This is a genomic window from Micromonospora sp. NPDC048894, from assembly GCF_040649765.1.
Classification (GTDB): domain Bacteria; phylum Actinomycetota; class Actinomycetes; order Mycobacteriales; family Micromonosporaceae; genus Micromonospora; species Micromonospora antibiotica.
In genome coordinates, this window is the sequence record NZ_JBEZFY010000015.1 from 152,076 (window position 1) to 168,724 (window position 16,649).

Genomic DNA, 16,649 nt, shown 5'->3' on the forward strand with positions numbered 1-16,649 from the left:
ATCAGCTGCGGGTTCACGCCGCCCGGTCCGTTTAGATAGGCCGGGAGCGGTTGCGGCAGGTTCTGCAACGGCACTCCATCACCTCCCCGCAGACCAAGACCTGGTAGGAATCCCACCGACCCGAACCGGAGCGTCAAGCTCGCCCGGATCGAGTACGTCAGCGCACACTTCTCCAACGCGGGATCGCTTTTGAGCGTGTTCGGAAGGGTCTGTTGTGGACGGCATGGCGGCATGACATCCGGCGGTGGGGCGGGCAGGCTGGCGCGGTGTCTGTGCGCCGTGACTACCCCTGCGGCCTGACTGACGCTCAGTGGGCGCTGATCGAGCCGTTGTTACCGGAGCCGAACACGGACGGTAGGCGGGAGAAGCACCCCCGGCGGGAGATCGTCAACACGCCATCCTGTACGTGGTGCGGTCGGGGTGTCCGTGGCGGTACCTGCCGGCGGGTCTGCCGCCGTGGCAGACGGTGTACTGGTACTTCACCCGGTGGGAAGAGCCGGCGTGACCGAGGAACTCCTGACCACGCTGCGGATCAAGGCACGGGTGCAGCAAGGCCGTACGCCGCAGCCGTCGGCGGGGATCATCGACTCCCAGAGTGTGAAGGGCGCCGACACCGTCGGCCGGGACACCCGAGGCTACGACGCAGGGAAGAAGATCAACGGCCGCAAACGGTTCATCGTCACCGACACCCTCGGCCTGCTGGTCACCGTCACCGTGCTCGCCGCGAGCTGGCAGCACCGCGACGGCGCGAAGACCGCCCTGCTCAGCGCCTACATGCTCACCCCGATCCGGCATGTCTACGCCGACCAGGGCTTCACCGGACGGCTGGTCGACTGGACCCGCGACACCCTGCGCACCACCCTGGAGATCGTTCGAAAACCCGCCGACCAACGCGGCTTCGCCGTCCACCCCCGGCGCTGGGTCGCCGAATGCATCCTGGCCTGGCTCACCGCCTGCCGCCGACTGGCCCGCGACTACGAACGCCACCCCTGCATCTCCGCAGCCCTCATCCGCTGGGCCGCCATCACCGGCATGACCCGCCGCATCACCCGCGGCCAACCCGCACACCGACAAGCCCGCCGCACCTTCAACCAGACCTAACCAACCACATCTCAAGCACGCACTCAGGCATACCGCGTAAATCATCCTAGGGGGATGGTTCAATTGGTGGTCTAGCGCGAGATCGGGCCGACAGAGCGCAAATGGTCGCAGTGCGGTCGAGGTCAGACCGATCTTCTTACTGCGGCAACTCCGCATGCCAGGAGGAACGCGAGGGCGATCAGTCCGACCCGTAGCCACGGCACGTCCGGGGCCGGTCGTACGCCGATCGAGACCGCCAACCCGAGCTTTGCCAGCAGCACCAGGCAGATGACAATGCTGAGCGCCCGGTACGTGTTGCCAAACTCGGACCAGAACACCCAGGTGCCCCAAACAGCGGGGACCGTCATCAGCAGGCTCAGGCCAATGAGCGGGACGGCCAGCTTCCACCGTGTGCCCGCGTTCACCGCCGCTCCTCCCTGCCATCGCCGGTGCTGCCGTCCCAGGGATCGACGTCGACGGTCACCGCCGGGCCCGCGTCACGGAGACGCTGCGCTTGCTGCTGCCACTCGGCCCGCTCGTCGGCGCTCATGGCATCGCGCTCTGCCAGCGAGACTGTGAAGGCATCTTCCAGGGCCCGGCCGTGCCAGGAGACCCCGAGAGCCATGCGCAGGTCTGCCTCGCCGCGCAGGACGGCGCCGGCCAGGGAGCCCAGCGGGTCGTCGTTGCCGCGGCTCTTGGCGACCGCCGTGAGGACTACCCGGGCCAGGGCTCGACGGTGGACTTCGTCGGTCATGGCCTATCCCTGCTGTCCGGGGTGGTGGTAGGGCTTCAGGTCGGGGAGCGCGGCGACGGCGGCTCCGGCCTGAATCATGCCAATTGTGCCGGCGATGCCCTTGAAGGTGGCCTCGGCGTTGCCGTAGAAGGTGGAGATCTCGTCGTAGAGGTCGTACGCCTGCCAGGCGTAGTAGGCGGCCACGCCGTAGCCGACGACCGGCCCCACCCCTGTCTCGATCGTCGCGGTGCCCACGGCCGAGGCTAGATTGATGACGACCAGGACATCGATCAGCTTGGCGGTCAACCCGCTGACCACGTCGAAGAGTTGCTTGGCAGCCTCGGCGGCCTTGGTGTAGAGCTCGGCGTACTGGTCACAGATCGGGTGCAGGGCCATGGCGGCAGTGCCGAGCTTGAGCTGGAACTCCTGCTCGGCCTCGGCGGCATTGCCACGCCATACCTTCGGCACATCCCCCGCGGTCGCGACCAGGTTCCGGCCCACGTCGAACAGCGCATCACCGATGATCCGCCACGCCGCAGCGCAGTGGACGTAGGCATCCCAGTCACCGCTGAGCTGCTTGCTCCAGTCCTCGAAGGGGTCGTACCCGAACAGCCATACGCTCACCTGACGCAACCAGGCGGCGGGGCTGATCAGATCCGCAAGCGGGTTGATCTTCCACATCTCTACCGCAGTCGCGTAGTTGGGCGACACCAGCTTGTTGGTCGGCTCCGCTACATCGGCGAACGCAGGACGGGGCACGGTGGGCCAGAGGTCGGGACGACCGGTGCTGAGGGTCGACCACATCACGGCCGGGTCCTTCGCGCCCGGGTAGGTCCGGTCGAGCCGGCCTGCCGATTCCGCATCCGCGCTGGTGTAGGCACGCTGAGCCAGGTTGACCTGAGTGGCAGCACCCTGGGCAACCGCCTGCAACCGGTGCAGACCCTGCGTCATCCGGTCGTAGACCAACTTGTGCGGGCTGGCGAGGATAACGAGCAGACCTTCGTCACCAAAGCTGAGGCCACAGTGCCGCTCGACGTAGCCGAGGATGTCATAGACATCGCCGGACGCCCGGTGCAGGACGTTGTACAGCCCGTCCAGACCGACCGGGTCTGCGGAGAAGCCGCTCATGTTCCCCCGATGAACGCTCGGCTTTTTCGCGAACACGCACCGTACTGGATCGTGATCAGAAGCGTCAATGGTCTCTTGGCCCCCGGTAACCCACTGGCACGATGCGCCGCATCAGAGGTTCGATTCGTCGATCGGGTAGCTCGCCGAGTCGGGCTCGGGACGCCCTCGACGGGCATCATCGAGACTGTCTCCGGCGGACTCCATGTCACTGAAAGACAGCCACGGCGGGGTGGCGGTGGTTGCTGAGACCGACAGCAGCGGGTGCTGCTCACCGGTCAACAGCGAAAGCGCCCGGGCAACCTCGTAGACGTCTGCTCGCACGTACGTGCTCGTCGTACCCGCATCGGCTCTGCCGTTGTGGCCTGCATATGCGCGCGCTACCGCGTATCCGAAGTTTCGCTCTACCCAGGTCAGGGTCGTGTGGCGTAACCAATGCGTGCTGATCTGCTGAGTATCCACCCAGGACAGATGCCGTCCGAGGCGCTGCCACAGATGGTCGTAGCGGCGGCTGGTGATAGGCCTGCCCGTGCGATATCTGAGCAGCCGGGCATTCGGTTCAACATCTGGTCGGTCCTCGACATGCTGAGCGAGACGATGAGCCAGCGTCGGGGAGATCGGCTGCCACCGCACCTCTCCCTTCTCGCGTAGTTGGATCATGCACTGCTCGGTATCAAGGTTTGCTCGACGCAGTGCGAGGCCGCCGCCACGCCTGCAAGCGGTCTCGATGTGCAGCCGAAGCAGGAGAGTGTCCAGCTCGGGGTCGTTTCCCGTGCAGGCTGCGGTCTCGCTGATCGAGGCAAGCTGGCTCTCCGACAGGGCACGACGCGTGCTGGATAGTCGTCGTGGCTTTGGCACCCGCTTGGCGGGATTGCCGCTCTCAGCGATGATGCCGTCGGCCACCGCATGGTGGTAGAGGCACCTGAGCGAAGAGATCAGGTGTTCAGCGGCCGTCCGACCGCCACGCGAGTTCCTCCGCACCACCCGCTGTTCCTTCATCCGCTCGGCGAGCTGCCTGATGTCGAGTGGGCTTACTTCGTCCAGCCGCCTGCCACCCCAGACGTCTTGTACCCGCCTCCAATAGGTGCCGTAGACGCGACGGGTGCCCGCTGACACGGCTTCCGAGACCCGACCGATGTACTCGTCGAAGGTAGGCATCCCTTTGATCTCGCTTGTCGCCGTGACCAACTGCTCGGGGGTCACCCCTAACCGAGCGAGGAGGATGCGCGCCGTCCGAAGATCTTCACCCTCGGTCCCCCGCCGGCCCATCTCACCCACCACGTCGCTGCTCGTCGGCGTGCCGGGCAACAATCGCCTCCAGTACCCCCATCGTGAACACCAGCAACGAATCACGGTCGGGGTACGCCAAGACGAGAACGCGGTCGCCAGCGGCCAAACAACAGCGTCGCCGCATCGGGACCGGCAGCAGCAGGTGGCCTTGGCGCGTGAGCCTCCACCGCCCACCGCGCCGTCTCTCCACCACAACCACCCCGTTCCGATACTTGAGGGTCCAAGCGTCACCCGCCGTCCAACCGAGCGCTCGCAGAGGTGCCCGGTCGGCCAGACGGCCGTTGACGTCTAGCGGCGTGATGGCGCCGATCGCCATCTCCGGCTGCGGCTTCTGCCCGAACTGCGGAAGCGGCAATCCGTGCCTCGAAATCCCCTGGCCACAATTACATCGACCTGACATAGGAGGGTGCTCTCCCCCTCCCCTAACTGCCATGCCCCCACCCCCATCAGATGCTGAATCTCTGGTCCGGACCGGCGTCGGCTTCTCACACGAGCTTGCATCGCCCGCCGCTCGAACTATCTACCCGTCTGGACTCACTCTGCGTTTCGGGGCGATCCTCGCCGCTTCTCAACGTCAGTTCTCCATGGCCATCCCCTTCGCAAGGGGGTGGCAACGTGCCTCGAAGATAGGTTGATCACGGATCCGCGCGAGATAGGGAGTTCCTTCCGTGTACCCGGTACCAGCCTCCCCGCTGCCCAGCATTCGTACGGCGAGTCGGTAGTGGGTGTGCCGCCACTGGTGCAGCGCGCCGGCGAACTCCTTCATCGCGACCGCCAGCGCCGATGTGCCCGCGGTGCGGTTGCAGTACTGCGCGGCGGCCAGTGCGTCGTCAAGGCCGGGTTGCCCGTCGATGATGCGGTCACGGACCTCGGGTACGGACAGGTAAGCGGATGAGTCGAGCCGATCGGCGCTGGGCCTACGGCACAGGGCCTCCACCAGCTTGTAGTTGCGTGACTGGATCGCGCTGGCCCCTTCGGTGTAGGGGCGAAACCGTTGGAATGCCTCGGGTTGCAACGTCGCCATCAGCGACCAGAGCGGAGCGCTCTCGCGCAGTAGCGTCGCCGCTGCCGACAGCCGAGCAGCCGCCTGCTGCGGACGTCCGGCGTCCACGGCTGCGATGATCGCGTGCAGGTCCACCGCCAGCAGCGCGAAGGTCGCTTCGAAGGTCTGCAGGATGCGGATGAACATCCACTCGTCGTGGACGGTCCAGACCGGCAGCATGCTGAGGGTGAGTACGAGTTGCTCCTCGGTCGCCAGGTCGAGGTCGACAGCGGCCAGTACCTTCTGGGCAACCTCTCGATGGTCACCGTAGGGCGTCTCCTCGATGAGTCTCAGCCGGTGCAGCGCCGGCTGGGCTGCACGGAGGGCGTGGCGGATCCGTTTGGTCACGAGTCGGGACTCTGGACGCAGCTGCGGCAGGGGCGCGGTCGCGCCGTCGATGGCGCGCAACTCGAAGCGGATGACGTCGGTCAGCAGCTGGACGTGGAGTCGGTCGCGGCGGGCCAGGAGCCTGGCGGCTGACGCCGGAGCGCCGTCGATGGCGGCGAGTGGCAGCAGGTTCAAGCTCAGATAGGTGCGGTAGTCGTACCGGCCGTCGGTCTTGTCGAGGGCATTGGTCAGGAAGGCGGCAAGAGGGCTGTGCCGGATGCCTCGCACTTCCGGCAGGCGATTCCGTGTGGCGGTGAGCAGCTCGGTCCACTGGTCAGGGATCAGGTGTTTGCCGTGGCGCTGGTACGCGTCGACGACGGCGGCGTACGGGAACTGCGCGGCGGCGGGTCGACGCTGGAACAGCCACCGTTGCAGGGGTTCAGGACTGGTCATCGCAGTCCCCGGCATGCGCTCGGGGAGTGAAGCGGGTCCGGTAGGTCCCGATCGCTTCGCAGAGCGCGTTGATGTCGTCGACGGTCGAGTAGGCGTGTACGGCGATGCGGACGACGTTGCCACGTGGCGCCACGGTGATACCTCGGCGTCCGAGCCAAGTTCCCAGGTTCTCGGCGTGCGGTTCCATCAGGGCCAGGTGTGCGCCGCGCTCGTCGGGTTCGGCGGGCACCCGTACGGTCTCCCCCATCTGTTCGAGGCGGTCGGTCGCGTGGGTGAGTAGCCGCTGGGTCTGTTGGCGTACCGCGTCGAGGTCGAGGTCGGCGATCAGCGACATTCCGGCGACGGCGGCGTAGGCCGCAGCAGCGGCCGGGGTGCCGGTCCCCAACCGGCTCGCGTGCGGCGGGAAGTCCGGGCTGATGGTGGATGGGTGTACTCGGCCGAGCCAGCCAGTGAGGGTGGACGCGGGTTGGCGGCAAGGGTGGCGTACGTAGAGGAAGGCCATGCCGGGTAACCCCAGGAGGTACTTTCCGGTGCCGCCGGCGAGGTAGTCGCAGCCCATGGCATCGACGTTCACGGGCAGTACGCCGGCGGCCTGGTAGTCGTCGACGAAGACGTTCGCGCCGGCGGCGTGCGCGGCCTCGGCTATCCGCGCGACGTCCAGGCGGATCCCGTCGCGGTAGGTCACAGCGGGCACCGACACCAGGGCGGTCCGGGAGGTGATGCCGTGCAGGTAGTCAGCGGTGGTGACCTCGCCGGTGTCCGTGCCGCACCAGTGCACCCGGGCACCGCGCTGCTGGGCGGCGAGCCAGGCGTGAGCGACGCCCGGGAATTCGGCGGTGCTGCTCAGCAGCGTCCGTTTCCATCGCCAGCGCCTGCCGCTGATGGCCTGGTGCGCCGCGCTGCGGACGTTCGGTACGACGGCGATCTGGTCGACGTCGGCGCCGATCAGGGCGGCGAAGCGTTGTCGTGCCTGAAGCACCTTTTCTTCGCAGGCGGTCCAGAATCCGGGGCGGGCAAGGTCGTCGAGCATGGTCGCCAGAGCGTTGTCCAGGTCGAGGCTGCGTGGGCTGATGCTGCAGGCGGCCAGGTGCACGGTGTGTGCCAGTTCGGGCAGCCGACTGCGGAGCGCGGTCGGTGGTCGGGTCATCGTGGTGGTCATGGGTGGGCCCGGTGGGCGGCGCGGCCTCGCGCGCTGGTCTCGGTGAGCGCTGTTCGTGCCTCCCACAGGGTGGGGAACCGACGGTGTGAGATCAGTTTGGCGAGGCTGTCGACGGGGGTGTTGCGGGTGCCGAGGACGCCGTGACCGATGAGTCGGGTGGCGATGCTGTAGTGCTCGGTGCGCCACAGCGCGATCTGCTCGTCCAGTCCGACTAGGGCTTCGGCGAGTCGATGGAGCGGATTCGCCGGCTGCCCCTGGTACACGGCCAGGGCGGTGGTTTCCAGCGATGCCAGGAGGCGGCTGAACGCGATGTCGAGTTCGGTGGTCGCTGTTCGCACGTCCTGCCAGCCGGGTGATTCGAAGCCGGACCCGTTGCCCAGTACGGTACGGATGAGGGCGAACTGTCCGGGGTGCAGGTGGCGCAGCATGCGCAGCTGCTCGGTGATCAGGTGCAGGCTCAGCGTTGCCCGCTGCAGTAGCATCTCGGCCGCGCTGGGTTCGTCGGTGGTGATGTGGTCCCGTGCTCGCGCCAGATGTACGCGGGCCAGTTTGAGCCAGAGTTCGCTGCTCTGGTGGACGATCTGGAACAGGAGTTCGTCGGGGTGGACCCATTGGGCTGGGGTGCGTTGCAGGGCGAGTAGTTCGTCGGTGCGCAGGTAGCGGGCGTAGTCGGTGGTTCCGTTGCCGGGCAGTACGGCTGGAAGCGTGTTGGTGGGCACGATCGGTCTCCCGTTGTGGTGATCGACGCAGGTTGGTGGGGTGACTCCCCGGGCGACGTTGGTCAGGCGCGTAGGCCCCGCATCGCGGAGACGGCGATGCCGGTCAGTCGCGACGGCAGATCGGCTGGCAGCGTGGTGCCGAGGCGCAGCGGGCTGGCGGTGACCGTTAGGTAGAGGTTGGCGTCGTAGGTCACGACGTTGGTGCCGGTCAGCTCGTCGACGTAGCTGTAGGCGCCCGAGCCGAGGTCGGCCATCTCGGAGATGGGTCCGAGGTCTCGCTGGGCCTGGCGCAGTCCTTCGTACATCGTGCGTCCGGAATCGGGTTCGCCGATGTCGGCCTGCACCAGCAGGATCGCGCCATCGGGCAGGTCGCCGACGGTGATGGTGCACTGCAGGTGGACGCTTCCCTTGGAGCGCCGCAAGTCGTCCTGCTGCAGACCGGCGGGCCCGAACAGCTCCACAGCAGGGCTGAGGTCCAGCGCTGCGCACAGCTTGCCGGACTGTCGGTAGGTCGCTGCGGGTGTCGGTGGTGCGGTGCTGATCGTGGCTGCCGCCGAGTCACGGGGCGGCTCAGCGCCTGCGTCCGGGCTGTCTGCCGGGTGGGAGCAGCCCACCGTGAACGCCAGGGCAGCGCATCCGGCTGCCGCAGCCAGGGCTCTCAGGCGTCGATGTGTCCTCGGCCGTGCGCTGGTCATCGTGGAGTAGCGCTGGGGAAACAGGTGGAACGGCTTACGCATGGCGTGAACACCAATCCGGGGAGTAGTAGAGATTCTCGGGTGAACGGTTTCAGCGAGCCGTAAGTCCGCACTTGCCTTCACCGGCACCGCACTCGGCTCGGTCAATTACGCACCAGGAGAAGCGGCCCGTCTACATGTACAACCACATCTAGCCGCATCCCCGGACTTCCACCGACCACCTCAGATCGCCTTTGAGCTGGTCTGATGAGGATGCTTGACACGGCATTCGGGATCGGACCTGTAGCGCGGGATCGGGAGGGCCGCTAGCGTCGCCGCGAATCACGTCGGCGAAATGGATCCGCTCCATTGCGGTCGACTTCCATACATCGCGGGGAGGACTACTCGTGCACCGCTATCCCACCACCGTCCTACGGTTTCTGGCGCTGTCGGCATCCAGCGCCACCGCGGCCGTTGTCGTCGGAGTGCCACCGGCAGGGGCGGACCCGACCCCGGTGGCGGACCCAGGGCGAACCTTCACCGCGGTGCCGCACCGGCCCACGGCCGACACCGATCCGCCCGAGCCGGAGCCCACGACGTCGGCGGAGCCCGAGCCGACCACCCCGAATCCCGAGCCGGAGCCGACGACCGCACCGCCCGATCCGGAACCCACCACCGCGCCGCCACCCCCTGCCCCGGGTACGCCGTCGACAAGGCCGCCGTCCCACCGGCCGACACCGTCGCCCAGGCCGTCGTCAACTGGACCGGGAAGCGTCACCGATTCCACGACCGGCGACAGCGGCTCCGGCCACTCGAAGGTGGGGCTGCCGGTGACCGGCGACAGTCTCCTGCCTCTGCTGGTCGCGGGATCTGCGGCGATCCTCGTCGGCGTCGTCATGGTGCGCAACGCACGGCGGCGCCCCAGCTGACCCGAGGATGGGCCGGGGCTGAGGCCCGAGAGGAGTTTTCCAGTGACGACGCAGCGCCCCGGCCAGGCGATATGGCCGATCGCACGCGGCGATGTGCCGGCTGTGCCGCCCGGCGGGGCACCTGCCGTTGCACCCGTACCCCCGAGGTCGTCCACTCCTGCCGAGCGTTCACCCGACGCTGAGCGGGTTCCGACGAGGCCGGGGCTACGGCTTCGCTTGGCCTCCCTCGGTCCTGCGCTGGCGGCGATTGCGGTGCTCGCCGCTGGTGCTGCGCTCTTCAGAGTCGCCTGGCCGAGCGATTCAGCGCCCGGCCGGGCGTCACCCGCTCCGACATCTTCGAGTGCAGACCACGCCGCCACGGCCGGTAAGGCGTTCGGGCAGCGTCAGGCTGCCGCCAACCGGGCCCGGTTCCAGGACCAGGCGGCCGGCGAGTTCGCCGAGCCCTGGTTGAGCCGGGTCGGTGACTGCACCGCCGACAGCAGCAGCGGCGGCCCGCGACCCGGCGCGGGCGAGGCGAGCCGCACCCGCTGCCCAGCAGGCATCGTCACCACCTACTGGATCTCCTACCGCAGCATCGCCGACCGCGATCGTGCGCTGGCTCGCTACCGGCAACAGGCCGAATCGGCATCGCGGTTGACGCCCGATGCCGGCTCAGCCCCAGACCGGGAAGCAGCGGGTGACGTCCGCAGTACGAACTACGTGGAGTACGCGTACACCGTCCCGACCGGGCAACAGGCTGGTCAGGTAGTCGCTGCCATCTGGTACGCCGACCCCCTCGAACCTGTCGCCGGGGTGTTCCTGGCCTACTGGACCGATGGCCTGGGCTCCTCGTGGGAGCCGCTGCGCGACTTCTGGCGACAGAGGGACTGAGCTGGACCGCTTCGGCTTGGAGAGCCGCCTGTGGATAGCTGCCCGCCGTCCACAGCCGATGCCCGATTGACCGATCCACTCGCTGGAGACGAGGCAGGCTGAGCACCATGATCGAGGACGCTCTTCGCACGGCACACCGGGCTATCTCGCTGGACTCGGATCCCGACGGGATCGAGGCACGTGCGGCACTTCTTCTCGCCCATCGCACGGCAGACGTCGCTTCCGACGAGGCGACGACCGGTCAGGACCGGTGGACCTTCACCAGCCTGAGTATCGCCGAGGGCATCGACCGGCTCGTCGAGGGCCTGCCCGACGAGCTACCTCCCGACATCGACGTGCCAGACCTGGCAGGGGACGCCACAAATGCCGTCCACGAACCGCTCCGGATGCTGCTCACCAGCCTCTCCGCTCTCTACGCCACCGCCGCCGGCCGCCACGACGGTCCGCCATGGCGGCGACTGGCCTGGGCCGCGGTCACACAGCACCTGGACCGCGCCCTACGAGAACTGCCATGACCTACGGTCGCCACCTCGCCCAAGCGGCGACCGCGCTCGCCACCGCGCAGCTCGCGCTCCGCCAGCCCGAGGCGGGCAGGATCACCGACCACGCCGCAGCGGCCATTGCCCGCACCCACCTCTACCGGGCACTTCAGCGGCAGGTGGCACGCTTCGCCGGCGGGAGCGACCAGGAGTTCGATCGGCTGCTCGGACGCGCCACCGAGAACACCACGTCCGATCTTCCGTTGCCGCCACCGTCCCACCATCCCGCCGCCGTGGCGTTGCGCCAAGCTGCCGACGCAGTCCGTGCTGCCGGCGAGATCGTGGACAGCCAGTTCGACCCGTCAAGCGGGCGTCCCCGGTCATCCGACGGCTATGCGATCCTCGCCGGAGTCGACCGGTCGGAGAACCTCACACACCTTGCCCGGCTCGCCCGCGCCGCCGGCGAGGTTGATCGTCCACTCGCCCGGTGGCTGGCGGCCGGATACGTCGACGGCAGCCAGCAGGACGTCGTCCGCACGGCACTCCAGGATTCGCGCACCGCTCGCGCCGTTCTTTATCCGGCTGTTCGCGCCGTGGCGGCTCGACCGTCCGAGCAGAGCCCGCTGCGTCATCTTGAACCGCCGCCGCTCACCGACTACGCCGGCCGATGGACCAGCATCGGTTCCCCCACCGACTGCGTCACCGCCCTGGACGTCACCCGCACCTGGCTTGTGCAACATCAACACGATCTCACCGCCGTGGACCTCAGGACGCTCACCCGGACCAGTCTGGCGCTGACCTACGAGACCGGTTACCTGCTCACCCAGGCGACCGGCCGCGACACACCCTCCGGTGCCATCGGTTCTCTCGCCGCAGGGTGGCGTCTCGCGGCACGGGCAACCACCCACCTGCAGAGCCTCACCACCGCCGGGCCGGGGGTGGGACCGGCCGTGCTCGCTGCCGCCGAACTCTGGCTCCGTGACCGACTACGACCTGATGGCGGCTGGCGAGATCCCCGTGAGCTCCGGGCCACCGTCGACGCCGGTAGCTGGGAAAGGCTCGGCCGCGAACTCGCCGGGAGGCTGCCGGACTTCGTCACCCTGGTTCATCGCGCGGCCAGGGCAGCCCTGCATCGCGGCGACCTTCTCGAGCCCCACCGGCTCAGCGAAGCCAGTTCAATCACCGCACGGTCACGATGGATCAGAGCCACCACCGGCAGCCCCCGAGGAGTCCAGGTTCTCAGCGCCACCAGCCAGCTACGGCGCAGCGCCAGCAGAATCGCGCGAGAGGCCGGCATCACGGTCCTGCCGGGAATCCATGAGTACGACCCGCAGAACACGACGAACCGCACCCTGCGCGCCCAGCATCGCCCCTCAGCCAGCCTGGTCCCCTCCGCCTCCACCCGCCAACAGGGCCTGCCTGCCCCACCGTCCCGCAATCCCCTCCAGGCGCAGCGGTCAGAAGATCATCGGCAAGTGGCTCATGCGCACCAGCGCAACGAGTCACCGGGTTTCGGATCGGGTCAGGACGTGGAGGGCCTCAGCCCGTAGGAAGGTGCTGTTGGCCCGGCACCCCGGATCCAGGCCAGCTCTCAGCGTCAGCGGGTGGCCACGCCGCCGAGCATCGGGGAGCTGGTCCCGGCGACGGCGTACGGGTCTGGTTCGCTGAGTTCCGCGCGCCAGTGGGTGAGCGACACCAGGCCGGGCGGCAGCAGGGTGAGGTCCCCGAACAGGGCGGTGAGCTGGTCGCCGGTACGGGGGATGATCTCGGTGGCGGCCTGGGTGCGGTAGACGTTCTGGGCCTTCGCGACGCCGTTCGCGCCGTATGCCTCGGTCACCGTCGCGCTCAGGTGTGAGATGACCATGGCGCTGCCGGGGACGAGCCGGTCACGGATCGGCGCGATGACGGCGTCGATCCGGTCGTCGGGGACCTGTTGCAGGACGGAGCAGTACAGCAGGGCTGTGGGCTCGTCGAGATCGATCACCGTGGCGAGGTCGGTGTCGTCGAGGGCACGGAGGATGTGTTCGGGACGGGTGAAGTCCCCCTCGATGGCCCGGCACCCCGGATTGCCCATGAGGATCTCGTTGGAGGCGACGACCGCCACCGGGTCGATGTCGACGTAGAGCACTCTGGTGGCGGGATTGATGGCCTGGGCGATCTCGTGGACGTTGCCCTGGGTGGGGATGCCGGAGCCGAGGTCGAGGAACTGCGTGATGCCCGCCTCCGCGAGCACTCGGACCACACGCCGCAGAAACAGGCGGTTCGACAGGGCCACGTTGGCGGCGTCCGGCACGACCTGGAGGAGCTGCCGGGCGGCCTCACGGTCGGCGGGGAAGTTCTGCTTGCCGCCGAGGAGGTAGTCATAGATCCGGGCGACGGTGGCTCGTCCCCCGCCAGTGCCATCTGCCTCGTGCTTCTGGTCTGTCACTGCTCACCCCGTTACGTGGATGCGCCGCCACGCATCGGCGACGTCCATTGAAGACAGGCAGCCTAGTACTCCAACGTCACTTGGCTTCGGCGTTGGGCGTGGCGCGGTCATGAAGACGGCCACCGCGTTGATCATCGATGGTTTGTGAAGACAACCGAAGATCGTGCGGTGGCCGCGTGCCACAGCGTAAACCCCGCTGGGTGGCGGGTCATCCTGGACGAGGCGGTGACGCGTGTCGCTGACCGGTTCGTGCGGGCGGAGCCCCGTCGGACCGCCGGGCAGTTCGTGGAAGGACTGCTGTCGGGTGTGGAACGAAAGACCTGCTGGTCGCTTGCGGAACGGGCGGGTCACGCTGATCCGCAGGCGATGCAGCGGCTGCTGCGCACCGCGGTGTGGGACGCCGACGCCGTCCGTGATGACGTTCGGGCCTGGCTGATCGAGCAGCTCGGCCATCCCGACGCGGTGCTGGCCTGCGACGAGACCGGCTTCCTGAAGAAGGGCCTGTGCTCGGTCGGGGTGCAGCGGCAGTACACCGGCACCGCCGGCCGCATCGAGAACAGCCAGGTCGGGGTGTTCCTCGCCTACGTCTCACCTCTCGGACGGGCGATGATCGACCGCCGGCTCTACCTACCCGAGACGACGTGGTGCGACCGACCTGAGCGTCTCACCGCCGCCGGCGTCCCCGGCCAGGTCGGGTTCGCCACGAAGCCGGCCCTGGCCCGGCAGATGATCGCCGCCGCCCTGCACGCCGAAATCCCGTTCGCGTGGGTGACCGGCGACGAGGTCTACGGCGCCGACCCCGGCCTACGCGCTGACCTCGAACACTGTGGGATCGGTTACGCCCTCGCAGTCGGGTGCGACCGACGCGTGGCGGTCAACGATGGCCGCACCCTCATCCGCGTCGACGACCTCGCCGAGCGGATACCCACCCGCGAATGGCAGCCCCACAGCTGCGGGCCGGGCGCGAAAGGTCCCCGCGACTACCTGTGGGCCTGGATCACCACCGCCGCCCACCCTGGTGAGCACCGGTGGCTGCTCATCCGCCGCAACCGCACCACCGGCGAGCTGGCCTTCTACCTGTGCTGGTCACCCCGCCCAGTGCCGCTGCACACCCTCGTGACCGTCGCCGGCTCCCGTTGGAACATCGAGGAGCTGTTCCAAACCGGCAAAGGCCAGGTCGGCCTGGACCACTACCAAGTCCGCAGCTGGACCGGCTGGCACCGATTCATCACCCTGGCCATGCTCTCCCTGGCCGTCCTGACCATCCTCGCAGCCCAACAGCCCCACACCGACCCGAAGATCATCGCGTTGACCGTCGCCGAGATCCGCCGACTCATCAACGCCTTCGTCCTCGCCACATCGCTCCCGCCAGAGCACACCCTGCACTGGTCGCTCTGGCGACGAACATCCCAAGCCCGCGCCCGCCGATCCCACTACCAGCGCAGACAAGCTAAATGACGTTGGAGTACTAGTCGATCAGGCACTCTGGTGAGGTCCTCAGATCCGTTCGGCAACCCGCCGCCGGAGGCTCGTCAACGAGCTTCGGCAACGGCAGTGTCCGGCCCGGCCGGGCAGCTGGCCGCGCCCTGATCCCGTACAGGCCAATTCGGGCAATGCTATTCGGCAACAATCGGCTCCGGCCCGTCGTACCTCGCCCCGCCGAGGGTCGCCCCGTCAAAGCTCGCGGTGCTGCTGAACGTCGCCCTGTCGAACCAGGCGTCGCCGCAGAATGCCACCTTGTCGAACCAAGTGCCGCCGCCGAACGTCGCCCTGTCGAACCGGGCATCGCCGCTGAACGTCGCCTCACCGAACCGAGCACCGCCGCCGAACGTCACCTCGCCGAACCAGGCATCACCGCCGAACGTCGCCTCACCGAACCGAGCACCGCCGCCGAACGTCACCTCGCCGAACCAGGCATCACCGCCGAACGTCGCCTCACCGAACCGAGCACCGCCGCCGAACGTCACCTCGCCGAACCAGGCATCACCGCCGAACGTCACCTCGCCGAACCAGGCACCGCTGCCGAATGTCGCCTTGTCGAACCGGGAGCTGCTGCTGAACGTCGCCTTGTCGAACCAGGCACCGCCGCTAAACGTCGCCTCACCGAACCAGGCACCGCTGCGGAACGTCGCCTTGTCGAACCAGGCATCGCCGCTGAACGTCGCCTTGTCGAACCGGGAATCGCCGCTGAAGGTCGCCTTGTCGAACCAGGCACCGCCGCTAAACGTCACCTCGCCGAACCAAGCGCCGCCGCTGAAGTGGGCCTTGGTGAAGGTGGCGTTGTGGATGTGGCAGCCGGTGAGGTCGAGGTCGATAAGGACGGCTTCGGTAAGGTCGAGGATCATCTTCGGCCCCCAGTAGAGGGGGTGGAATTGTCCTTCTGGGGTTGTTGGTCGTAGGTGGCGGGCGAGGATGCGTTGGGCGGCGAGGCGAACCTGGCGTTCTTCCCGAGGGTCCACGGCCGGTTTGTCGCTGTCACCGGTGGCGACCACCGGAGTGGCCCAGTCCGGAGGTGATGGCGGGGTGGGCTGGTCGTCGGGTGGGGTGTAGGGCATTCGCAGGTAAGCGCAGATCACCTCGACGATGCTCTGCCGGTGGATCGGATTGTCGTGGGCGAGGCGTTCCAGGGCGTACAGGCCGGCGAGACGGACCGGGGCTTTGTCCGAGCCGAGCTGGTCGGCAGCCTTGACGTACAGCTCGGTGACGCGTTTCTCCCCGGCGTCGTACTCGGTGGCCTGCTGGGTACGCTCGGCCAACTGCTGCCGGCGGAACGCCAGCAGCAGCGCGAACGCGCCGGTCACCGCCGCGCCGATGGTCAAGCCCGTACGAATGGACTCCACCCGCAACTGCGCCCGCTGCACCCCGTCACCCACCGCCGGCACCGAGTCCTGCAACCAGGTAACCGCCGCCCAGGTAACCGTTCCCACCAGGGCCACCCCAACTGGGATTACCCACGACGGCAGGGGGCGGACCTGCCGATTCGGCGGCGTCGGCGCGGCAGATACCTCATGATGCACGCCGCCCCGCTGCCACAGCAGCACCCCCGCGACCAGTGTTGCCAAGCCTCCCGCCACCGGCACCAGCACCGGCCACCCGGAAGCCAGGACACCCCACCAGGAGTGGGGAACCAATACCAGCGCGACCGACAGCAGAACCAACCCGCCGACCGACATCAAAGCGACACTCAACCGTCTCGTCACACTGCGGAATCGTGCCCGTACAACGCAAATCCGCAAAGTTGACAGGTGGGTCTGCTGCACCGATAGGTGACATCTGAGATGGCTTGCCCTGACGGTGAGCTGGAAGGATGTTGCTGTGCCCAAGCCCTACCCTCGTGAGTT

General features: G+C 67.9%; 16 protein-coding genes and 1 pseudogene. 5 read left to right on the plus strand and 12 right to left on the minus strand.

Annotated features, from left to right (window positions below; genetic code table 11):
• The first annotated feature begins 209 nt into the window (after nt 1-209).
• Nucleotides 210-1,101: pseudogene (locus AB0C22_RS26425) on the plus strand (IS5 family transposase).
• 122 nt (nt 1,102-1,223) lie between these two features.
• Here the strand turns inward: AB0C22_RS26425 and AB0C22_RS26430 are convergent.
• The 10 genes from AB0C22_RS26430 to AB0C22_RS26475 all read right to left on the minus strand — a co-directional run bounded on the left by AB0C22_RS26430 (nt 1,224) and on the right by AB0C22_RS26475 (nt 10,073).
• Nucleotides 1,224-1,505: a hypothetical protein gene (locus AB0C22_RS26430; RefSeq protein ID WP_357537672.1), complete on the minus strand. Its 282-nt coding sequence runs from the start codon at nt 1,503-1,505 to the stop codon at nt 1,224-1,226.
• Nucleotides 1,502-1,834 (minus strand): hypothetical protein, encoded by a 333-nt coding sequence (locus tag AB0C22_RS26435; protein WP_357537674.1) that lies wholly within the window; start codon nt 1,832-1,834, stop codon nt 1,502-1,504. The genes AB0C22_RS26430 and AB0C22_RS26435 overlap by 4 nt, the downstream gene beginning before the upstream one ends.
• Nucleotides 1,835-1,837: 3 nt before the next feature.
• Nucleotides 1,838-2,977, minus strand: coding sequence for a hypothetical protein (locus tag AB0C22_RS26440; RefSeq protein ID WP_357537676.1), 1,140 nt, complete (start codon nt 2,975-2,977; stop codon nt 1,838-1,840).
• A 75-nt stretch (nt 2,978-3,052) separates the two neighbouring features.
• Nucleotides 3,053-4,219, minus strand: a complete 1,167-nt coding sequence (locus tag AB0C22_RS26445) for a tyrosine-type recombinase/integrase (RefSeq protein WP_357537678.1) — start codon at nt 4,217-4,219, stop codon at nt 3,053-3,055.
• A 583-nt stretch (nt 4,220-4,802) separates the two neighbouring features.
• Nucleotides 4,803-6,050, minus strand: coding sequence for a tryptophan 2,3-dioxygenase family protein (locus AB0C22_RS26450; protein ID WP_357537680.1), 1,248 nt, complete (start codon nt 6,048-6,050; stop codon nt 4,803-4,805).
• Nucleotides 6,037-7,197, minus strand: coding sequence for an aminotransferase class V-fold PLP-dependent enzyme (locus tag AB0C22_RS26455; protein ID WP_357537682.1), 1,161 nt, complete (start codon nt 7,195-7,197; stop codon nt 6,037-6,039). The genes AB0C22_RS26450 and AB0C22_RS26455 overlap by 14 nt, the downstream gene beginning before the upstream one ends.
• An 8-nt stretch (nt 7,198-7,205) precedes the next feature.
• Nucleotides 7,206-7,928, minus strand: coding sequence for a tryptophan 2,3-dioxygenase family protein (locus AB0C22_RS26460; RefSeq protein WP_357537684.1), 723 nt, complete (start codon nt 7,926-7,928; stop codon nt 7,206-7,208).
• A 62-nt stretch (nt 7,929-7,990) separates the two neighbouring features.
• On the minus strand, nt 7,991-8,665 hold the full coding sequence (locus AB0C22_RS26465) for a hypothetical protein (protein ID WP_357537686.1): 675 nt from the start codon (nt 8,663-8,665) through the stop codon (nt 7,991-7,993).
• A gap of 352 nt (nt 8,666-9,017) precedes the next feature.
• A complete protein-coding gene (locus AB0C22_RS26470; RefSeq protein ID WP_357537688.1) occupies nt 9,018-9,500 on the minus strand; it encodes a hypothetical protein in 483 nt (160 codons plus the stop codon).
• 414 nt (nt 9,501-9,914) lie between these two features.
• Nucleotides 9,915-10,073 carry a hypothetical protein gene (locus tag AB0C22_RS26475; protein WP_357537690.1) on the minus strand — a complete coding sequence of 53 codons (159 nt, stop codon included), beginning with the start codon at nt 10,071-10,073 and terminating at the stop codon, nt 9,915-9,917.
• A 157-nt stretch (nt 10,074-10,230) separates the two neighbouring features.
• Here AB0C22_RS26475 and AB0C22_RS26480 point away from each other — a divergent pair, with 157 nt between their 5' ends.
• The 3 genes from AB0C22_RS26480 to AB0C22_RS26490 all read left to right on the plus strand — a co-directional run bounded on the left by AB0C22_RS26480 (nt 10,231) and on the right by AB0C22_RS26490 (nt 12,430).
• Nucleotides 10,231-10,401, plus strand: coding sequence for a hypothetical protein (locus AB0C22_RS26480; protein WP_357537692.1), 171 nt, complete (start codon nt 10,231-10,233; stop codon nt 10,399-10,401).
• 107 nt (nt 10,402-10,508) lie between these two features.
• Nucleotides 10,509-10,916 carry a hypothetical protein gene (locus AB0C22_RS26485; RefSeq protein WP_357537694.1) on the plus strand — a complete coding sequence of 136 codons (408 nt, stop codon included), beginning with the start codon at nt 10,509-10,511 and terminating at the stop codon, nt 10,914-10,916.
• Nucleotides 10,913-12,430 carry a hypothetical protein gene (locus AB0C22_RS26490; protein WP_357537696.1) on the plus strand — a complete coding sequence of 506 codons (1,518 nt, stop codon included), beginning with the start codon at nt 10,913-10,915 and terminating at the stop codon, nt 12,428-12,430. The genes AB0C22_RS26485 and AB0C22_RS26490 overlap by 4 nt, the downstream gene beginning before the upstream one ends.
• A gap of 47 nt (nt 12,431-12,477) precedes the next feature.
• Here the strand turns inward: AB0C22_RS26490 and AB0C22_RS26495 are convergent, their stop codons facing one another.
• Nucleotides 12,478-13,308 carry an SAM-dependent methyltransferase gene (locus AB0C22_RS26495; protein WP_357537698.1) on the minus strand — a complete coding sequence of 277 codons (831 nt, stop codon included), beginning with the start codon at nt 13,306-13,308 and terminating at the stop codon, nt 12,478-12,480.
• 225 nt (nt 13,309-13,533) lie between these two features.
• Here AB0C22_RS26495 and AB0C22_RS26500 point away from each other — a divergent pair, with 225 nt between their 5' ends.
• Entirely contained in the window at nt 13,534-14,766 is a 1,233-nt protein-coding gene (locus AB0C22_RS26500; RefSeq protein ID WP_357537700.1) for an IS701 family transposase, read from the plus strand.
• Nucleotides 14,767-14,924: 158 nt separating this feature from the next.
• Here AB0C22_RS26500 and AB0C22_RS26505 read toward each other — a convergent pair whose 3' ends face one another.
• Complete coding sequence (locus AB0C22_RS26505; protein ID WP_357537702.1) at nt 14,925-16,508, minus strand: pentapeptide repeat-containing protein; 1,584 nt, start codon at nt 16,506-16,508, stop codon at nt 14,925-14,927.
• Between the last annotated feature and the right edge of the window lie 141 nt (nt 16,509-16,649).